Annotated in this window: 18 protein-coding genes; 9 read left to right on the forward strand and 9 right to left on the reverse strand. The window is 61.3% G+C overall.

All coding sequences use genetic code 11. The features are described 5' to 3' along the window. Window positions 1-34: 34 nt before the first annotated feature. The 5 genes from rpmG (at window position 35) to MB02_RS08525 (ending at window position 3,566) form a co-directional block, all read left to right on the forward strand. Complete coding sequence (rpmG, locus tag MB02_RS08505) at window positions 35-202, forward strand: 50S ribosomal protein L33 (protein ID WP_067535592.1); 168 nt, start codon at window positions 35-37, stop codon at window positions 200-202. 65 nt (window positions 203-267) lie between these two features. Beyond that, complete coding sequence (locus tag MB02_RS08510) at window positions 268-921, forward strand: LolA family protein (protein ID WP_067536351.1); 654 nt, start codon at window positions 268-270, stop codon at window positions 919-921. Between the two features lie 298 nt (window positions 922-1,219). Next, complete coding sequence (locus tag MB02_RS08515; protein WP_067536355.1) at window positions 1,220-2,011, forward strand: exodeoxyribonuclease III; 792 nt, start codon at window positions 1,220-1,222, stop codon at window positions 2,009-2,011. Next, window positions 1,960-3,066, forward strand: coding sequence for a GTP cyclohydrolase II (gene ribA, locus MB02_RS08520; RefSeq protein ID WP_067536358.1), 1,107 nt, complete (start codon window positions 1,960-1,962; stop codon window positions 3,064-3,066). Before MB02_RS08515 ends, ribA begins: the two co-directional genes overlap by 52 nt. Then, window positions 3,063-3,566, forward strand: coding sequence for a GNAT family N-acetyltransferase (locus MB02_RS08525; protein WP_067535595.1), 504 nt, complete (start codon window positions 3,063-3,065; stop codon window positions 3,564-3,566). The genes ribA and MB02_RS08525 overlap by 4 nt, the downstream gene beginning before the upstream one ends. Window positions 3,567-3,569: 3 nt before the next feature. On the opposite strand, the gene MB02_RS08530 is transcribed toward MB02_RS08525, so the two are convergent. Further along, window positions 3,570-4,553 (reverse strand): right-handed parallel beta-helix repeat-containing protein, encoded by a 984-nt coding sequence (locus MB02_RS08530; protein ID WP_067535597.1) that lies wholly within the window; start codon window positions 4,551-4,553, stop codon window positions 3,570-3,572. Window positions 4,554-4,714: 161 nt separating this feature from the next. On the opposite strand from MB02_RS08530, the gene MB02_RS17685 reads away from it, so the two are divergent. Next, on the forward strand, window positions 4,715-4,885 hold the full coding sequence (locus tag MB02_RS17685) for a hypothetical protein (protein WP_156495463.1): 171 nt from the start codon (window positions 4,715-4,717) through the stop codon (window positions 4,883-4,885). Between the two features lie 12 nt (window positions 4,886-4,897). Here MB02_RS17685 and metH read toward each other — a convergent pair whose 3' ends face one another. From metH to MB02_RS08550, 4 genes are read right to left on the reverse strand one after another with little or no spacing between them, the layout of a single operon-like run. Further along, window positions 4,898-7,498 (reverse strand): methionine synthase, encoded by a 2,601-nt coding sequence (metH, locus tag MB02_RS08535; RefSeq protein ID WP_067535600.1) that lies wholly within the window; start codon window positions 7,496-7,498, stop codon window positions 4,898-4,900. Window positions 7,499-7,503: 5 nt separating this feature from the next. Then, window positions 7,504-8,553 (reverse strand): homocysteine S-methyltransferase family protein, encoded by a 1,050-nt coding sequence (locus tag MB02_RS08540; RefSeq protein ID WP_067536361.1) that lies wholly within the window; start codon window positions 8,551-8,553, stop codon window positions 7,504-7,506. Next, window positions 8,553-9,485, reverse strand: coding sequence for a methylenetetrahydrofolate reductase [NAD(P)H] (metF, locus tag MB02_RS08545; RefSeq protein WP_067535602.1), 933 nt, complete (start codon window positions 9,483-9,485; stop codon window positions 8,553-8,555). The genes MB02_RS08540 and metF overlap by 1 nt, the downstream gene beginning before the upstream one ends. Window positions 9,486-9,515: 30 nt before the next feature. Beyond that, the gene (locus MB02_RS08550; RefSeq protein WP_067535605.1) at window positions 9,516-10,535 is read right to left on the reverse strand and encodes an ArsR/SmtB family transcription factor; all 1,020 of its coding nucleotides are present in this window, start codon (window positions 10,533-10,535) and stop codon (window positions 9,516-9,518) included. Between the two features lie 161 nt (window positions 10,536-10,696). On the opposite strand from MB02_RS08550, the gene MB02_RS08555 reads away from it, so the two are divergent. Together MB02_RS08555 and MB02_RS08560 are read left to right on the forward strand one after the other, a co-directional pair. Then, on the forward strand, window positions 10,697-11,005 hold the full coding sequence (locus MB02_RS08555; RefSeq protein ID WP_067535608.1) for a hypothetical protein: 309 nt from the start codon (window positions 10,697-10,699) through the stop codon (window positions 11,003-11,005). A 118-nt stretch (window positions 11,006-11,123) separates the two neighbouring features. After that, entirely contained in the window at window positions 11,124-11,336 is a 213-nt protein-coding gene (locus MB02_RS08560) for a hypothetical protein (protein WP_067536364.1), read from the forward strand. Window positions 11,337-11,376: 40 nt separating this feature from the next. Here MB02_RS08560 and MB02_RS08565 read toward each other — a convergent pair whose 3' ends face one another. The 4 genes from MB02_RS08565 to MB02_RS08580 form a co-directional block, all read right to left on the reverse strand. Continuing rightward, complete coding sequence (locus tag MB02_RS08565) at window positions 11,377-11,646, reverse strand: GlsB/YeaQ/YmgE family stress response membrane protein (RefSeq protein WP_067536366.1); 270 nt, start codon at window positions 11,644-11,646, stop codon at window positions 11,377-11,379. A 101-nt stretch (window positions 11,647-11,747) separates the two neighbouring features. Further along, window positions 11,748-12,557, reverse strand: a complete 810-nt coding sequence (locus MB02_RS08570; protein WP_067535610.1) for an undecaprenyl-diphosphate phosphatase — start codon at window positions 12,555-12,557, stop codon at window positions 11,748-11,750. A 64-nt stretch (window positions 12,558-12,621) separates the two neighbouring features. Continuing rightward, on the reverse strand, window positions 12,622-14,772 hold the full coding sequence (locus MB02_RS08575; RefSeq protein WP_067535613.1) for a M13 family metallopeptidase: 2,151 nt from the start codon (window positions 14,770-14,772) through the stop codon (window positions 12,622-12,624). Window positions 14,773-14,835: 63 nt separating this feature from the next. Beyond that, window positions 14,836-16,701, reverse strand: coding sequence for an ABC transporter transmembrane domain-containing protein (locus MB02_RS08580; protein WP_082826076.1), 1,866 nt, complete (start codon window positions 16,699-16,701; stop codon window positions 14,836-14,838). Between the two features lie 187 nt (window positions 16,702-16,888). Here MB02_RS08580 and MB02_RS08585 point away from each other — a divergent pair, with 187 nt between their 5' ends. Next, window positions 16,889-18,133 carry a polyhydroxyalkanoate depolymerase gene (locus tag MB02_RS08585; RefSeq protein ID WP_067535615.1) on the forward strand — a complete coding sequence of 415 codons (1,245 nt, stop codon included), beginning with the start codon at window positions 16,889-16,891 and terminating at the stop codon, window positions 18,131-18,133. Window positions 18,134-18,143: the final 10 nt, after the last annotated feature.

Raw genomic sequence — 18,143 nt, forward strand, 5'->3', positions numbered from 1 at the left:
CTAGACCGGCCTTAAGGATATTTAGGAACACGCCATGGCGAAGCCCGCAACCGTCAAGATCAAGCTGGTCTCCACTGCCGACACCGGCTTCTTTTACGTAACCAAGAAAAATCCGCGCAACATCACGGAAAAGCTCAGCTTTCGTAAGTACGATCCGGTTGTGCGCAAGCACGTCGAATTCAAGGAAGCGAAGATCAAGTAAGGAACCCGACGGGTTCACTAAGAGTTCAAGCCCTCTACGATAACGAAAAGGGCATGAACCACTTGATGACGTCTTCGAAGAAACTGATTCGCTGGGGTCTTGCCGCGGCTGTTGCCGTGGCGACCGCTGTTGCATTCATCGCACCCGCGATTCCGGCACAGGCCGCGCAAAGCCCCGATCTTGAGCGCGCCGTAACCGCCTTGCGCGCCATTTCGACGATGCGCGCCAATTTCGTCCAGACCGACCGCAGCGGCCAGAGCATTTCCGGCGTGCTGACGCTGAAACGGCCAGGCAAGATTCGCTTCGAATACGAAAAAAGCGTGCCGATGCTGATTGTCGGCGACGGGCATGCCCTGACGCTGATCGATTACGAGGTTAATCAGGTCCAGCGCTGGCCGATCAAGAACAGCCCACTGGGTGCGCTGCTCGATCCGGCCCGTGACGTCAGCCGATATGGCAAGTTGATTCCCACCGGGAACCCCAATGTCATCAGCATCGAAGTTCGCGATTCCAAGCATCCCGAATACGGAATCATAACGCTGGTCTTCATTCAGGATTCCGCTGCGCCCGGCGGCATGGAACTCGTGAGCTGGGTTGCGCTCGATTCCCAAAACAAGCGGACCACTATCCGCCTGTCGAATCAGCGTTACGGCATGGCCATCGACAACAGCACGTTCACATTCCGCGATCCCCGCAGAACGGGTCGTCGCTCAAGGTAAACGGATTGGCGCGGGATGTTGCAGCATAACGACCAGCCGCTGCATTCCGTTCATTGAGCAGCAATCAGCAAGCGCCTATCAATGGTTCTGCAAGGCGGATCGAGGCGGGTTTCCCCCCTGTTGCCCCAGCCTCTTCCCCAAGGCCGCCTTGGACAGCGTGACGAACGCTCGAACGGACCCTCGCCCCCATTGCCCCCGGGGCGAGGGTTTTTCGTTTCCCGACAGTTGATCGCATGGGTGGACGGCAAGTCGGTTCTCCGGATGGACGCCACCGGAATCTCACCCTAAAGCCATCGGCATGGTCACTATTGCCACCTGGAACATCAACTCGGTCCGACTCAGGATCGATCAGGTCGAACGCTTCCTTGCCGAACATTCGCCCGACGTGCTTTGCCTGCAGGAAATCAAGGTTGCGGAACCCCTCTTCCCGCACGATGCCTTCGAGAAACTGGGCTATGTCCACCGCGCCGTGCATGGCCAGAAAGGCTACCACGGCGTCGCCACTGTCAGCCGCATTCCGTTGCGCGAATTTTCCCGGCACGATTGGCAGGACAATGGCGAAGCGCGCCATGTCGGTGTCGAACTGCTCGGCCCCGGTCAGGGCATGGTGCTCGAAAACGTCTATATCCCGGCCGGCGGCGACATTCCCGACCGCGAAGTGAATCCGAAATTCGGCCAGAAGCTCGATTTTCTCGAACGGATGGCGCGCTGGTCCGACGCGATTGATCGCCCGACCCTGCTGGTCGGCGATTTCAACATCGCCCCGCTGGAATGCGACGTTTACGATCACAAGGCCCTGCTGAAAGTCGTCAGCCACACACCGATCGAGGTCGAAGCGCTGGGCCGTCTGGCCGATGCTCATGGCTGGGTCGATCTGGGGCGCAAACATATTCCGGCGCCGGAACGCAACTATAGCTGGTGGAGCTATCGCTCGTACTGGCGGCAGAAGGATCAGGGCCGCCGGCTGGACCATATGTGGGCTTCGCCGGAGCTGGCCGCACAATCCACCACTCATCGCTTTGTCGAAGAAACCCGCCGCTGGGAAAAGCCAAGCGATCACATACCGCTGATTACGGAATTCGACCTGTGAGCAGCGGCGCGCGCCGTGTCGCGCAGGCAATCGATGCCTTGCGCCATGGCTGGCCGCTGGAAATGGCAGGCGGCCCGGTCCTGCTGCCCGTGGAAACCGCAATCGCCACTGAAGCACAGTCGGCCACGATGCTCATTTCGGCCGCGCGTGCGGCCACGCTCAAGCTTGCCAACCAGCGTGAAGCGGCGGCACCGCATGCACCTGTCCTGATCCGCGGGGCGGAGCCTTTCGATCTCAGTACCGCCCGGCCTATCGCGGATCCCGCACTCGATCTGACGGCACCGTTCAAGGGACCGTTCCTGGCCGAACAATTCGCGTGGCGCACCACAGCGGAGGCGGCGATGGAACTGGCCCGGCTGGCTGGCCTGCTGCCCGCTTTCCTGGTCGATCCGACCCAGGCCGGCGAAGCACATGAACTCGACCCTGCCGACATTGCGGAGTGGAAGGACACGGCGCGGCTGATCATTGCCACCAGAGCCCGCCTGCCGGTCACGGCCTGCGAAGACACGGAAATCGTCGCATTCCGCAGTGCGGACGACTTGCGGGAACATGTCGCTCTCGTAATCGGGAACCAATCGGCCGACCGCGCGCCTCTGGTCCGGCTCCATTCGGAATGCCTGACCGGCGACATCCTCGGCAGCCTGAAATGCGATTGCGGACCGCAGCTGAATGCGGCACTGCGCGCCATGGCAGCGGAAACGCAAACCGGCGGTTGGGGCGTCTTGCTGTATCTCAGGCAGGAAGGCCGGGGCATCGGCCTGATCAACAAGCTGCGTGCCTATCGCTTGCAGGACCAGGGCTACGATACGGTCGATGCCAATCAACGGCTCGGCCTGCCTGACGAGGCCCGCGATTTTCCGGTGGCGGCGCGGATGCTCGACCTGCTTGGCGTCCGGGCTGTCCGGTTGATGACCAACAACCCGGCCAAGGTCGAGGCATTGGCCGCCGAAGGGGTCGAAATCGTCGAGCGGGTGCCCCACCAGTTGCCTGCCAACCCCCACAACGAACGCTATCTCGCCACAAAGCGCGATCGCGCCGGACACATTCTGGAATGACCGCAATTGCCACACGTCTGGAAGCTCCCGGTGACGAAGCAGCGATCGAGGCACTGACTCACGCGGCCTTCCACAGCAGCCCGCAAAGTGACGGTTCCGAAGCGGAAATCATTCACCGCTTGCGCCAGGACGGCGACCTTGTGCTGTCTTTCGTTGCCGAAAACATGGATCAGGCGATTGTCGGCCACATCGCCTTCTCACCCGTGACGATCAGTGACGGCACTCGCGGCTGGTTCGGGCTGGCCCCGGTTTCCGTCATCCCGCTGCGGCAGCGGGCGGGGATCGGTTCCACCCTGATCGAGAAAGGGCTCGCCCACCTGAAACGCATAGGCGCCGGGGGGTGCGTTGTTCTGGGCGATCCCGATTACTATGGCCGCTTTGGCTTCACCCATGATCCGGGGTTGAACTACCCGGGCCCGCCTGCGAAATTTTTTCAAAGGATCGTCTTCAAGGACCCGGCACCGCACGGCATCGTGCGTTACGCCAAGGCTTTCGACTGATTGTCAGCGGCGCTCGAACGGCTTGATCCCCGGTCCAAGGGTATTCTGGCCAATCTGCAATTTGTCACCCGACCAGTCCGCGACGAAAGTCGTCGTCCATTTGACCGACGGCGCCAGCCGCGCATTGTTGCCTGCAATCACCAGTCCATCGGCGCTATGCTGATGCTTTTCGGCCGCAATCGCGATCAGGGCCGAATGGTTTTCATGGTCCGGCCCCTGAACAAACCAGTTGTTGGTGATCTGGCCCGTCGAACCGTTCGGCAGGTCGATCATGTAATTGCTCCACCGCCCCTTCGAATCATCAAAACTGTTCGAGGCGATCTGCACCTGCGCCGATCTGCTTTTGAGATAATGTCCGCCCGCTCCGCGTTCGAAACGGCTGCGGGTAACGCGCAGGAACCCGTAATCACCGATATAGAGGGAATGGGCGCACCCTGCGGAATAGTAGCAGGTCCCCAGGTTCGTGAATGTCGATTTGTCGATCACGATCCGACCGGAGGGATCCGACGCAGTCAGAATTCCTTCCTGACTATCCCTGAACCAGCTCTGCGCGACAGTCAGATTGCCTTTTTCGAGGCGGATTCCGGCACCATTGCCATCCGATGATGTCAGGTTCTGGAACACCAGACCCGACACCGAAGCATTATAGCCGCGCAGGACCAGCGCCGCCTTGTCTTCACAGGCCATGCCTTCAAGGATCGCCGTGCCCGGCTTGGTCGCAAGATAGGACACATCGCCCCCGCTCTGGACAGCACAGTCCTTATAACGTCCCGGCGCAATGGCAATCGTGCCCTTGCCGCTGCCGATCGCTGAAACGGCATCCTGCAAGCGCACGTAAGTCTTCCCGGTTTCGACCACCGTGTAGGGCCCGTCCTGCGCCTGAGCGAGCAGGGCACCTGCCGGAATGGCGAGGCCAGCCGCGATTGCGAGCAAGGCGACGAGTGGGCGCGAAGGACGCGATAGTGGGCTGAGGACATGGTTTTTCATGTCGGCAAGCCTATCCGATCTCGGTTAACGGGCCGCTAAACATGCAGGAAAGAGCACCGCCCACGCCCATACCCCAGCAGTTTGCGTGAGGAATTTTGATCTGCGTCAATTTTTCACCCCTCGCCACGCCATACCTAGGCAGAATCGGAGGAGAGGGGCCCATGATACCCACGCGATACGATTACTACCGTGCGCGAGCACGCGAACACAGGACCCTTGCGGCCCGCGCCACGGACGCTGACCAGCGTTCGATGCATGACCGCCTGGTCGGTGCCTACACCGAACTCGCGCGCAAATATGCTCTGCGGCAGACGGTCAGCCTGCGCACCTGAAGCTGGCTTGCATCAATCCAGATTGGGCCGGAGCCACCGCTCCGCCACTGTGACATCCATGCCGCGCCGTGCGGCATAATCCTCAAGCTGGTCGCGCCCGATACGCGCCACTCCGAAATACTGGCTGTCGGGATGGGCGAAATAGAATCCCGACACGGCCGCAGTCGGCAACATTGCCTGGCTTTCGGTAAGAGTAATGCCGGCGTTCGTCCCAGCATCGAGCAAGTCGAACAGGATCGGCTTAAGACTGTGGTCGGGGCAGGCCGGATAGCCCGGAGCAGGGCGAATACCGCGATATTGCTCACGAATCAGGGCCTCATTCGTCAATTGCTCTCCCGGAGCATAGCCCCATAGCTGCGTCCGCACATGCTGGTGCAGCCGTTCGGCAAAGGCTTCCGCAAAGCGGTCTGCCAGAGCCTTGAGCAAAATATCCGAATAGTCGTCATGCGCGGCCTTGAACCGTTCCAGATGCGGTTCGCTTCCATGGATACCGACCGCGAAACCGCCGATCCAGTCTCCCGCAGGATCGATGAAATCGGCAAGACAGAAGTTTGCGCGATCCCGGCTTTTCTTCACTTGCTGCCGCAGGAATGGCAAACGAGTGCCATTGTCGAGCAGAACATCGTCACCTTCCCGGCGGCAGGGCCAGAAGGCAGCGACACCACGCGCCGTCAGCCATTTCTCTTCCACGATCCGGTCGAGCATGGCCTGCGCATCGGCATAGAGGCTGCGCGCGCTTTCCCCGACAACGGCATCCTCGAGAATAGCCGGATAGGTGCCCGCCAGTTCCCATGCCCTAAAGAACGGGGTCCAGTCGAAATGCTGCCGCAAGTCGGTAAGGTCCCAATCGTCGAACACGTGAACGCCCGGCTGCGCGGGCGAAGGCGCCTTTTCCGCCATGTCGGCAGCAAAACCGTTTTCGCGAGCTTCCTCCAGCGGGAGCAGGGCGCTCTGCCCCTTGCCTTCACGCGCTTCCCGAACCTTCTGATAATCGTCGGCAGTATTTTCAACGAAGCGATCACGCTGCGTGTCCGACAACAACTGGCTGGCAACCCCGACCGCACGCGATGCATCCAGCACGTGAATCACCGGTCCGTCATAAGCTGGATCAATGCGCAACGCGGTATGGACCTTGCTGGTCGTGGCTCCACCGATCAGCAGGGGAATGTCCATTCCCGCCCGCTTCATTTCCTCGGCCACTGTCACCATTTCATCCAGCGACGGCGTAATCAGCCCGGACAGCCCGATGATATCGGCCCCCTGCTCCCGTGCCGTATCGAGAATGGCTGACCAGGGCACCATCACCCCCAGGTCGATCACCTCGTATCCATTGCATTGCAGGACCACGCCGACGATGTTCTTGCCAATGTCGTGAACGTCGCCTTTCACGGTGGCCATCACGATCTTGCCCTTGGCCTTGGCGCCTTCTTCCTTTTCCGCCTCGATATAGGGGATCAGGTGGGCCACGGCCTTTTTCATCACGCGGGCGCTTTTCACCACCTGGGGCAGGAACATCTTGCCGGAACCGAACAGGTCGCCGACGGTGTTCATGCCATCCATCAACGGCCCTTCGATCACTTCGATCGGGCGGCCGCCGCGTTCCGCCACGGCCAGACGCGCCTCTTCCGTGTCATCCACCACATGCAGGTCTATGCCTTTGACCAACGCATGTTCGAGCCGTCGGCTCACATCCCAGCCGCGCCATTCCTCAGCCGCCTTCTCCGCCGCCTTGTCCTGGCCCTTGAAGCTTTCCGCCAGGTCGATCAGCCGCTCGGTCGCATCCGGCCGGCGCATGAGGATCACGTCCTCGCACGCGTCGCGCAGAACGGGGTCGATCGTATCATAGACGTCAAGCTGCCCTGCATTGACGATCGCCATGTCGAGCCCCGCAGGGATCGCGTAGTAGAGAAAGACAGAGTGCATCGCCCGGCGAACGGGTTCGTTACCCCGGAAACTGAACGACAGGTTCGACAGGCCGCCCGAGAAATGAACGTGCGGACATGCTTCGCGGATTTCCTTTACCGCTTCGATGAAGTCGAGCGCATAACGGTCATGCTCTTCAATCCCGGTGGCAACGGCAAAGACATTGGGGTCGAAAATGATGTCTTCCGGCGGGAAACCAATTCCCATCAGCAGGTCATAAGCGCGCTTGCAGATTTCGACCTTGCGTTCTTTCGTGTCGGCCTGACCCGTTTCATCGAACGCCATGACGACCACCGCCGCGCCATAGGCCATGCACTTGCGCGCCTGGTCGAGGAATTGCGCCTCGCCTTCCTTCATGCTGATCGAATTGACGATCGGCTTGCCGGACACGCATTTCAGACCGGCTTCGATCACGTCCCATCTGGAGCTGTCGACCATTACCGGCACACGGGCAATGTCGGGTTCGGCAGCGATCAGCTTGAGAAACGTAGTCATCGCCTGCTCGGAATCGAGCAGGCCTTCGTCCATGTTGACGTCGATGATCTGGGCACCGTTTTCGACCTGCTGGCGCGCGACTTCGACCGCGGCCGGATAGTCGCCCGCCATGATCAGCTTCTTGAACCTGGCCGATCCGGTTACATTGGTGCGTTCGCCGACATTGACGAAGCGGGAAGAACTCAGAGCATTCATTGTAATCAGGCTGCCATCGTAAAGGGTTCGAGGCCCGCGAGGCGGGTGCGGACGGATATGGGCGGGACATTGCGCGGCGGCATCCCTGCGACCATTTTCGCAATGGCGGCGATGTGGGCAGGGGTTGTCCCGCAACACCCGCCGACCATGTTGACCAGCCCTTCCCCGACCCATTCCCGGATCAGGTCCGCCGTGCGTTCCGGCAATTCGTCATACTGGCCGAGTTCGTTGGGCAGACCTGCATTCGGATAGGCCAGGATCAAGGCATCGCAATCCTTCGCCAGTTCCGAAAGATAGGGTCGCATCTTGTCAGCCCCGAAGGCGCAGTTGATCCCGATGGTCAGCGGTTTCAGGTGCCGCAGGGCATACCAGAAGGCCGTGACAGTATGTCCGGAAAGGTTCCGCCCGCTCATGTCGGTAATGGTGAAGCTCATCATCAACGGCACATCACGCCCGGATGCGGCAGCCGCTTCGCGGGCTGCGAGCCCCGCCGCCTTGGCGTTGAGCGTATCGAAACAGGTTTCCACCAGCAGGAAATCAACCCCGCCTTCGATCAGCGCGTCGCATTGTTCGCGATAGGTCGCCTTCATTTCGTCGAACGTGACTTCGCGAAAGCCTGGGTCGTTAACATCGGGAGAGAGCGACAGGGTCTTGTTGGTCGGCCCGATCGAGCCGGTAACATACCGCCTCCGCCCATCCCCTGCAGTAGCGGCATCGCACGCTTCCCGCGCCAGTCTGGCGGCAGCGATGTTGATCTCGTGCACCAGATGTTCGCAGCCATAGTCGGCCATGGCGATGCGGGTGGAACTGAACGTGTTGGTTTCGATCATATCCGCACCCGCGTCGAGATAGGCGGTGTGGATCGCCCCGATCACGTCCGGCCGGGTCAGGCAGAGCAGATCGTTGTTGCCCTTCTGGTCCTTCGCCAGTTGCAGATCGCCGCGGTAATCCTCTTCGGTCAGGCCGTATTTCTGGATGGACGTGCCGTAACCGCCATCGAATACGAGAATGCGATCCGCGGCGGCGGCGCGAAAGTCTGCTTCGGCGCTGTTCATCATGCGCTCCCCTTATCGTTCCGGCCTGCTCTCAGACCCAGCAACTGGCAAATGGCATAGGCCTGTTCGGCCCGGTTGAGTGTGTAGAAATGGAAATCGCGCACCCCCCCGTCATAGAGCCTGCGGCACTGGTCCGCCGCAGCCACCGCCGCGACCAGCGCGCGCGGGCCGGGGCGCTCGTCGAGATCCTCGAACATTGATTCCATCCAGCCGGGAATCTCCGTATTGGCGGACATTCTGCGAATGGCGGCAAAGTTGGTCACCGGCATGATACCGGGAAGGATTGGCGCCGCGATGCCCGCCGCCAGCGCCCGATCGAGAAAGCGGAAATAGGCATCGTTGGAAAAGAAGACCTGCGTTATCGCCCGGGTCGCACCGGCGTCGAGCTTCCGCTTCAGATTATCCAGATCGGCTTCCGCGCTCGCCGCTTCGGGATGGACTTCGGGATAGGCAGCGACCGAAATATCGAAATCGTGTTGCGCCTTCAGGCCAGCCACCAGTTCCGCCGCATTGGCATAGCCTTGCGGGTGGGGCACGAAAATGCCGTTGTCCGCTGGCGACGGATCTCCTCGCAACGCCACGATATGACGCACCCCTGCCTGCCAGTACTGGTCCGCGATTTCGGCGATTTCCGCCTTGCTCGCTGCGACGCAGGTCAGGTGTGCCGCGGGGACGAGATCGGTCTCCGTGACGATCCGCGCGACCGTGCCGTGCGTCCGTTCGCGGGTCGAACCGCCTGCCCCATACGTCACCGACACGAAATTGGGCCCGAGCGGGGCGAGCTGCGTGATCGCGTCCCACAATTGCGCTTCCATCTTCTCCGTCTTGGGCGGGAAGAATTCGAAGGAAACGGCGATATCGCCCGGCAGGCCGGCAAACAGCGGCGTGTCGGCCTGCGGGCCGTCTTTGCGTGGCGAGTTGGTTTGGGGCATGGAACTGACGTCTTTCACAAATTCGGATTGTTAGAGGGACAACGAGGGGATCGCCACAGGTGGCGGGGTCGCGGGGCCTGCAGACGCCGATAACGGGCTGCGCATTCCAGTCCAGACCTTGATCGTCAAATCCCCGCCATCCAGCGTTCGGGTCACCGCAGGCTCAAACCCGGCGTCGAGCAGCATCTGGCACATCGTGTCATCCCCGAAGCCAAGCCGGGCATGAGCATGGACCGTGCGCAATTCTTCTTTCCCGTGGGGGGCGAGATCGGCAATGGCGATCCGCCCGCCCGGCCGGGCGACACGCGCCGCCTCAGCCAGCACGCGCTCCGGCGCCTGTGCGTAATGCAGCACCTGATGCAAGGTGATGGTATCGAATGCCCCGTCGGCAAACGGCAGGGCGGTGAAATCTCCCTGCACCAACTCCACGGATTCAGGCGGCAAATCCTGCAGGCGCGCGCGGGCCAGCGCCAGCATGTCGTGGCTCTTGTCCAACGCCGTCACATGGTCCGCCCGGCCAGACAGCAGTTCGGCAATTCTCCCCGTACCGGTGCCGACATCAAGCAGCGAACCAAGATCGCCCCCCAATGCGTCAAGCAGCGCCTCTTCCACCTGGGCAGGATCGCACAACAGTTCCCGCAGCTGATCCCATTGCGCGGCATGGGCCGCGAAATAGTCCGCAGCGCGGGCCGCCCGCGCATCGCGGATCGTTGCAAGGCGAGCGCGGTCGGTTGCACATTGGGCGGCAAAGGTCGGATCGTCCCGCTCTGCCGCCGCGAGCAACCGCTCCGTCGCCGTGGCGAGCAGATTATCCTGTGTCCGCCCGCTGCCTGCGGGCAGGCGACTGCGAACGAAAACCCAGCTGCCTTCGCGATGGCGTTCGGCAAGGCCCGCATCGCACAGAATCTTTACATGGCGCGATACGCGCGGCTGACTTTGCGCGAGAATCTGCACGATTTCCCCCACCGCCAGTTCCATGCTGGCGAGCAAACGCATGATCCGCAGGCGGCTGGGATCTGCAAGTGCGCGAAGGAGAGGTTCGATCTGCATCTTACTTTCCTATATAAAGATGTCTTTATATGTACAAGCAAATAAGACGGCTCGCCTTTCATCGGAGATGATTGGAATTGCGCACCACCTGGTGCTGCCCTAGAATCCGCGCGCTTGACCGCATGCGTTGCGGCCAAAACCGCTGTTGAAGAGGGATAGATATGAAGAAAATCGCTTATGCCGTTCTCGCCTCCGCCGGCGCGCTCGCCCTTTCTGCTTGCGGCAGTTCGGATAACGCGTCTGAGGATGCACAGGCCGATACGGTCGAAATGCCTGCCGATGAGGCGATGACTGGTGCAGTTGATGAACCGGTTGCCGACGCCGATGCGACAAGCGATGCCGCGAAAGCCAGCGAAGACGCGACGGACGCAGCAGGCGATGCCGCAGACGCTGCCGCCGATGCCGCTGGTTCAGCCGCGGCTGCCGCCGCCGCAGACGCGGCTGCTGCCGCAGACGCCAAGACGGAATAAGGCTGGCAGCCAATCGCATGCCCATTCCTCCGGGAACGGGTCTTTTTTGGAAAAGGCGGGCAGCCCCTTATGGGCAACCCGCCTTTTCCTTTTTCAGGTCAGCGCTATGATCCGCCCCATGCAGTCTCTGTCCCGTCTTGCCCCGCTCGTCCTGTTGGTCGCCACCAGTCTTCTGGCCAGTTGTCAGAAGGCAGACAACGAGCCCGGCCCAGGCGGTGTCACAGTCGGCGAAGCCCGCGCGCTCGATGAAGCTGCGGAAATGATTGAAAGCCAGCGGCCCATCGAACAAAAGTCGCGAGAAAGCGCACCGCCCGACACTACCGAGAAGTGAAATGATTTACCGCTTCGGTGAGAATCCGGCGCGATCCGCGTCAGCGTATCGCCGTGTTGCGGGCCACTTGAAATAACGCCAGCAGCCCGGCGGAGCCCAGCACGGACACCACAAGAGCGAACGGGCCATATTGGCCGGCCAATACATTGCTGCCGCCAATCATCGGGCAGATAACGAGCCCGGAAACGACCGCACCGGTAACGCCAACTATGATATTCGCCGTGATGCCGTGGGTGTCATCCACACGAAACAGGATCGAGGCAAGCCAGCCCAACGCGCCGCCGGTAACGATCAGCAGAATTACTGCCATGGCCATGCTCCTCACTCCTTCCAAAAATGGAAAGCGCATGAGAGGCAAAAGTTCCTGTTTTGCGATGAAGCGTTAGTCCACGCGCATCGTCTGCCAAGCCGTCAACGCCAGGTGAGCCAGACCACTGCGGCCGTACCGAGAACGATTCTGTACCATGCAAACGGCGCGAAACCGGAGCGGCTGACATAGGCGACGAACGCCCGGATCACAGCGAGAGCCACGAAGAAGGATACGATAAACCCGATCCCGATTTCGCCCCAGCCAACCCCACCGCCACTCGCGAGTTCGCCACCCTTGTCGGCCAGTTCCAGAGTGGAGGCGCCGATCATGGTGGGCACTGCAAGGAAGAAGGAAAATTCCGCAGCGGTCCGACGCTCGATCCCCATGGCCAGTGCGCCCATGATCGTCGCGCCGGAACGGCTGACACCGGGAACCATCGCGCAGCATTGGGCCAGGCCAACGCCGAAAGCCTGCCGCACCGGCAGATCGGCCACTTCGACATATTCGCCTGTCTTGGCAACTTTCTCGATGCCGAGAATGGCGATCCCGCCAAGGATCAGCGCCCAGGCAACCACGGACGGGCTGCCGAGAAGAATGTCGATATAGTCCTTCAATGCAAGGCCGAGCACGGCAGACGGAAGAAAGGCAACCAGCAGGTTGCGCAAGAACGCCAGCCCTCTTGCCTCAAGCTTGAGCACACCGATACCTGCGCGCCAGAACGTCCCCCAGTACTGTACGACGACGGCCAGGATCGCGCCCAGCTGGATTACAACATTGAACAGCGCCCACTGGTGGGCGTTATAGCCGAACAGTTCCGTCGCCAGAATCAGGTGGCCGGTGGAAGACACCGGAACGAATTCGGTCAGCCCTTCGACAATGCCGAGCAGGATGGCGGTAAGCGTCAGGTCCATAGGTATCCGGTGATGAGGAGTGAGGGGATCAAGTCAAGCGGCGCAACAGCGTTTCAGCCGCTTTTCACCAGATGTGGACGCGTTGTTCGGGCGGAAGGTAAAGCGCATCGTCCGGCGTCACATTGAATGCCTTGTACCAGGCATCCATGTTCCGAACGATCCCGTTGACCCGGTATTGCTCGGGCGAATGAGGATCGGTCACCAGCCGCTGACGCAATGCATCGTCGCGATTGGACGACCGCCAGACCTGCGCCCAGGCGAGGAAAAACCGCTGATCCCCGGTCAGGCCGTCGATCACCGGCGCCTCCTGGCCGTCCAGCGACATGCGGTAGGCGCGATAGGCCAGGCTCAGGCCGCCGAGATCACCGATATTCTCACCCAGGGTCAGCTCACCATTGACGCAGGTCTTGCCGTCATCGAGCGGGCAATAGGATGCGTACTGTTTCGCCAGTTTCGCGCCCAGGGCCTTGAATGCGGCAAGGTCCTGGTCCGTCCACCAGTTGCGCAGCAGTCCCGTTCCGTCGGACTTGGAACCCTGATCGTCGAAGCCGTGGCTGATTTCGTGTCCGATCACCGCGCCGATCGCTCCGTAATTGACGGCAGGGTCGGCTGACGCGTTGAAAAACGGCGGTTGCAGTATTGCGGCGGGGAACACGATCTCGTTCGTCGTGCTGTTGTAATAGGCGTTGACCGTCTGCGGCAGCATGAACCACTCACTGCGATCGACCGGTCCGCCAAGCTTGGAAAGATCGTCACGCCAGCTCCAGGCCGATGCCGCAATCCCGTTTTCCAGGGGATTGTCGGGCCGGATCACCAGCCCGTCATACGTCTTGAACTTGTCCGGATAACCGATCTTGGTCGTGAACTGATCGAGCTTGGTCTCTGCCTCCTGCTTGGTTTCCGGGCCCATCCAGGTGTTGTCGGCAATGCTCTGCGCCAACGCCTTCTTGAGATTACCGACCAGCGCATCCATCGCTGCCTTGTTGGCTGGCGGGAAATAGCGCGCGACGTATTCCTTGCCCAGGGCTTCACCCAGTTCGCCTTCAACCGTGCCAATGGCGCGTTTCCAGCGCGGGCGCTGTTCCTCCTGCCCGCGCAGGGTCTTGCCATAGAAATCGAACGAGGCCTGATCGATCTCATGCGGCAGGACATCTGCATTCCCCGACAGGAAATGCACCGCCATCCACGCCTTCAATGTCGCCAGAGGGGTTTCCGGCAACAGCTTCAGCATCGCCGGAAGACCACCGCCAATCTTGGCCATGGTTTCCGCATCCAGCCCCAGCTTTTCCTGTTCTTCCGGACTGGGCGGCAGCTGCGGAACCACGAAGTCCTGCACGTTGCCCACCCCGGCGACATCCAGCATCGTCGCAAGCGGGAAATCACCGGCCAGAGCGCCAAGCTCGGCCCGGGTCAGTTTATGATATGTCAGATCCCTGTTGCGGGAAACGGCCCGATCCCAATCCAGCTCGGCAAACTTGTATTCGAGATCGTAGACAGCCTGGGCCACGGCCGCGGGATTCTGATACCCCGCCTTGCCCAGCAACAGCGCCAGATAGGCACGGTATTTTTCCTGAATCTCGCGCGATTTCAGGTCGGTGTTGAGATAATAGTCGCGATCGGGCAGCCCGAGCCCGCCCGCGCCGACACCCACGACATAACTGTCAGGATTCTTTTCATCCACCATCACCCAGACCCCGACGGGGGAAGGGTAGCCCGGCTTGCCGAACAACTCCGCAAGTCCGGCGAGGCTGTTCGCTTCGTAGATCTGCGTCAGATACGGCCAGGCCGGAGCCAGCCCCGCCGCATCGATCGCATCCTGATCGAGATACGAATTATAGGCATCGACGATCCGCTGATCGAGCGAACCGGCGACGTGCTTTTGCGCCACCAGTTCATCCACCAGCGTACGCACGTCTCGGCGGGACTTTTCGCCCAGCATGGTAAAGGCGCCGTAGCGACTGAACTCTGCCGGAATGGGATTGGCCGCGATCCACTTCGCATTCACATAGGCGAAGAAATCATCGCCTGGCCGAATTGCCGGGTCGAGCTGGGTCAGGTCGATGCCCCAGCTTCCGAAAGTCATTTCCGGCGCTGCGTCATTCGCCGGGGCCGGGGCTGTCGCCGGAGCCTCTTCCTGCGCCATGGCGGGAGCAAGCGGAACACAAACAAGGGCGAGGGCGGCGCAACAGGCCCTGAACAGCGATTTCTGGGTCATGGTGGCTACCTTCCTTGAAGGATGACTCTGAACGGTCAATGAAGCACAATACCCTGTGCCGGGTTACGCTGCCGTATCTTGAAACTGCAACTTGGCGAGGCGGGCGTAGAGGCCACCGGCTGCCGCGAGTTCGGCATGGCGTCCCTGTTCCACGATCTGTCCATCCTGCATCACCACGATCCGGTCGGCTGCACGGACCGTGGCCAGCCGATGGGCAATGACCAGCGTGGTACGATCCCGCATCAGCCGGTCGAGAGCCTGCTGGACCAGGCGCTCGCTTTCTGCATCGAGCGCGCTCGTCGCCTCGTCGAGGAGCAGGATCGGCGCATCGCGCAGCACGGCACGGGCAATGGCGATACGCTGCCGTTGACCGCCCGACAGGCGAGCACCGCCTTCGCCGAGGAAAGTGTCCAGCCCCTGCGGCAGAACCTTCAGGAACTGTTCGGCATTGGCCGCTCGCGCCGCTTCCCATATCGCGTCGTCGGGGGCATCCCAGTTGCCATACCGCAGGTTGTCCCGCGCACTGGCGGCAAACAGCACACCCTCCTGCGGCACATAGGCAATCCGCTGGCGGATGGCGGCCGGGTCAGCACTGGTCAGCGGCACCCCGTCGAGCCGGACTGTCCCGGCCTGCGGATCGTAGAAACGCTCCGCAAGCTGGAAGATAGTCGACTTGCCCGCACCGGAAGGACCGACAATAGCGACCGTCTCGCCCGGTTCGACCACCAGCGTGAAATCCTTCAACGCCGCAGTTTCCAGCCGGGTCGGATAACGGAAGGTCACATTCTGGAAAGCGAGGCTGCCCCGCGGCGGCACTGGCAAATCCTGTGGCCGCGCAGGCGGAGCGACGTCCGGTTCGACATGCAACAGTTCGCTCAACCGGCTGGCCGCGCCCGCACCGCGCAGCAGATCGCCATATACCTCGGTCAACGCGCCGAACGAGCCGGCGACAAGGCCCCCGGTTATGACAAATGCGGCGATCGTCCCACCGGTAATCGTGCCTTCCGCGACACCAACGGCACCGCGCCACATCAGCAGGGTGATGGCGCCGAACACCATCAGGATGATGATCGCCGTCATGATCGCGCGAATCAGGATACGCCGCCGCGCCGTTGCGAAAGTCCGTTCGACCGCACCAGCGAAGCGCCCACGCTCACGCGCTTCCTGATTGAAGGCCTGAACGATCTTCATCGCCCCGAGGACTTCGGAAACCATGGCCCCGACATCGGCAACCCGATCCTGGCTGGTCCGGGCGACCGAACGCAGACGGCGGCCGAACAGCCGGAGCGGCACGACAACCAGGGGAATCAGAATCAGCAAGCCGCCTGCCAGCCTCGGCAGCAGGACGAAAAGATAAGCCGTTCCGCCGATCGCGATGATGCAGTTACGCAACGCCACCGACACGGTCGTCCCTACCACCTGTTCGATCAGCGTGGTGTCTGCCGTCATGCGCGATGCGATTTCGCTCGGGCTGTTTTCCTCGAAGAAGCCGGGCGCAAGACGCAACAGGTTGGCCTGGACCTTGAGGCGGATGTCCGCCACGACTCTCTCGCCCAGCCAGGATACGAAGTAGAATCGCATCGCCGTGCCCACAGCGAGCACCGCCACGATCATCAGCAGATACTGGAACCAGCGCCCGATATCCTGCGTATCGCCGCCACTGCCGAAACCGCGGTCGATGATAAGGCGAAACCCGGAAGGAATCGCCAGAGTCGCTGCTGCCGTGATGCACAGGGCCACGGCGGCAAGAGCAAGCTTGCCCGGGTAGGCAAGGGCCGCCTGCCACACCATCCGCAACGGGCCGAGATTGCGCGCGGGCTCACGGCCCTGTCTGCCGTCTTCGTCCGTATCTGCGGGAGGGGAATTGCGGCCGTTGCGGGCGAAAAGCCCACTGCGGCGGGATTTTGACGGGGTTTGCTCAGAAACCATCGCTCGCGCCACTAGGCTTCCTGCACACGATACGCAACGCCCAAGGCGGACTTGGCAACAGAAGAAATGCCGAAAATCGGGACAGCCTCCGACAAACAATGCCATGCTGCATTGCAACAAGTCTCATTTCAGGGCAGGATGCCCTCAATCAGATCAATAATTGTCATTTTGCAGGGGAAGCACGCAATTGCTCTATAACGCATACGAGTTCCAGCGCGCCATTCTGAATGGCGCCAGCGCGATGGCTTCCGTCGGTGCGGAAATGTTGTCCAATCCCCGGAATCCTTTCGGTTATCTTGGCCTCGGCCCGGTTGCGGCATCCGCACTCGACGTGTTTGCCCATGCCACTGCCCCCCGCGGCAAACCTGCTTTCGGCATCGAATCCGTCACAGTGGACGACAAGGAGTACCCTGTCTCCGAAACCGTCGTTTGCACCAAGCCATTCGGATCGCTGCTGCGCTTCAATCACCCCGGGCTCGATGCCAATGCCCCGAAATTGCTGATGGTCGCCCCCATGAGCGGGCACTACGCAACCTTGTTGCGCGGTACACTGGAGCGCCTGCTGGAACGTGCGGAAATCTACATCACGGACTGGGCCGACGCGAAGAGCGTCCCTCTGTCCGCAGGCCGCTTCGATCTCGACGACTATATCGACTACGTGGTCGAGTTCCTCGAATTCATCGGGCCGGGCGCTCATGCCATGGCGGTGTGCCAGCCATCCGTCCCCGCACTCGCCGCAACCGCGGTGATGAACGAGGATGGCCACCCCTGCCGTCCGGCGAGCCTGACCATGATGGGTGGCCCTATCGACACCCGGGCTTCCCCCACAACGGTCAACACCCTGGCCAAGGAACGGCCGATAAGCTGGTTCCGCAACAATGTGGTCGCCACCGTGCCACTCCATTATCCGGGTGCCGGTCGCAAGGTCTATCCCGGCTTTCTGCAACTGGCAGGCTTCATGTCGATGAATCTCGGCAACCACCTGATGAGCCATTACGAGATGTTCAAACATCTCGTCGTCGGGGACGGGGAAAGCGCCGACGCGACCAAGACCTTCTATGAGGAATACCGCTCGGTCTGCGACATGACCGCCGAATTCTACCTCCAGACGGTCGAACATGTGTTCCAGGAACACTCTCTGCCCAAAGGCAAGCTGGTTCATCGCGGTCGGAAAGTCGATATCGGCAAGATCACCGACACTGCGATCTTGGCCATTGAGGGTGAGCGGGACGACATCTCAGGCATCGGCCAGACCAAGGCCGCCATCGATCTGGCCGACAGCCTGCCGGACGCGAAGAAGAAGTATCACCTCGCCATGAAGGTGGGGCATTACGGCATCTTCAACGGCAGACGCTGGCGCAACGAAATCGCCCCTATCGTCGAAGACTGGATAAAGACGCACGGCCAGGAAGCGCTGAAGGCCGTTGCCTGACAATCTGTTG

The sequence above is a fragment of the Croceicoccus estronivorus genome (assembly GCF_001625325.1).
Lineage (GTDB): Bacteria > Pseudomonadota > Alphaproteobacteria > Sphingomonadales > Sphingomonadaceae > Caenibius > Caenibius estronivorus.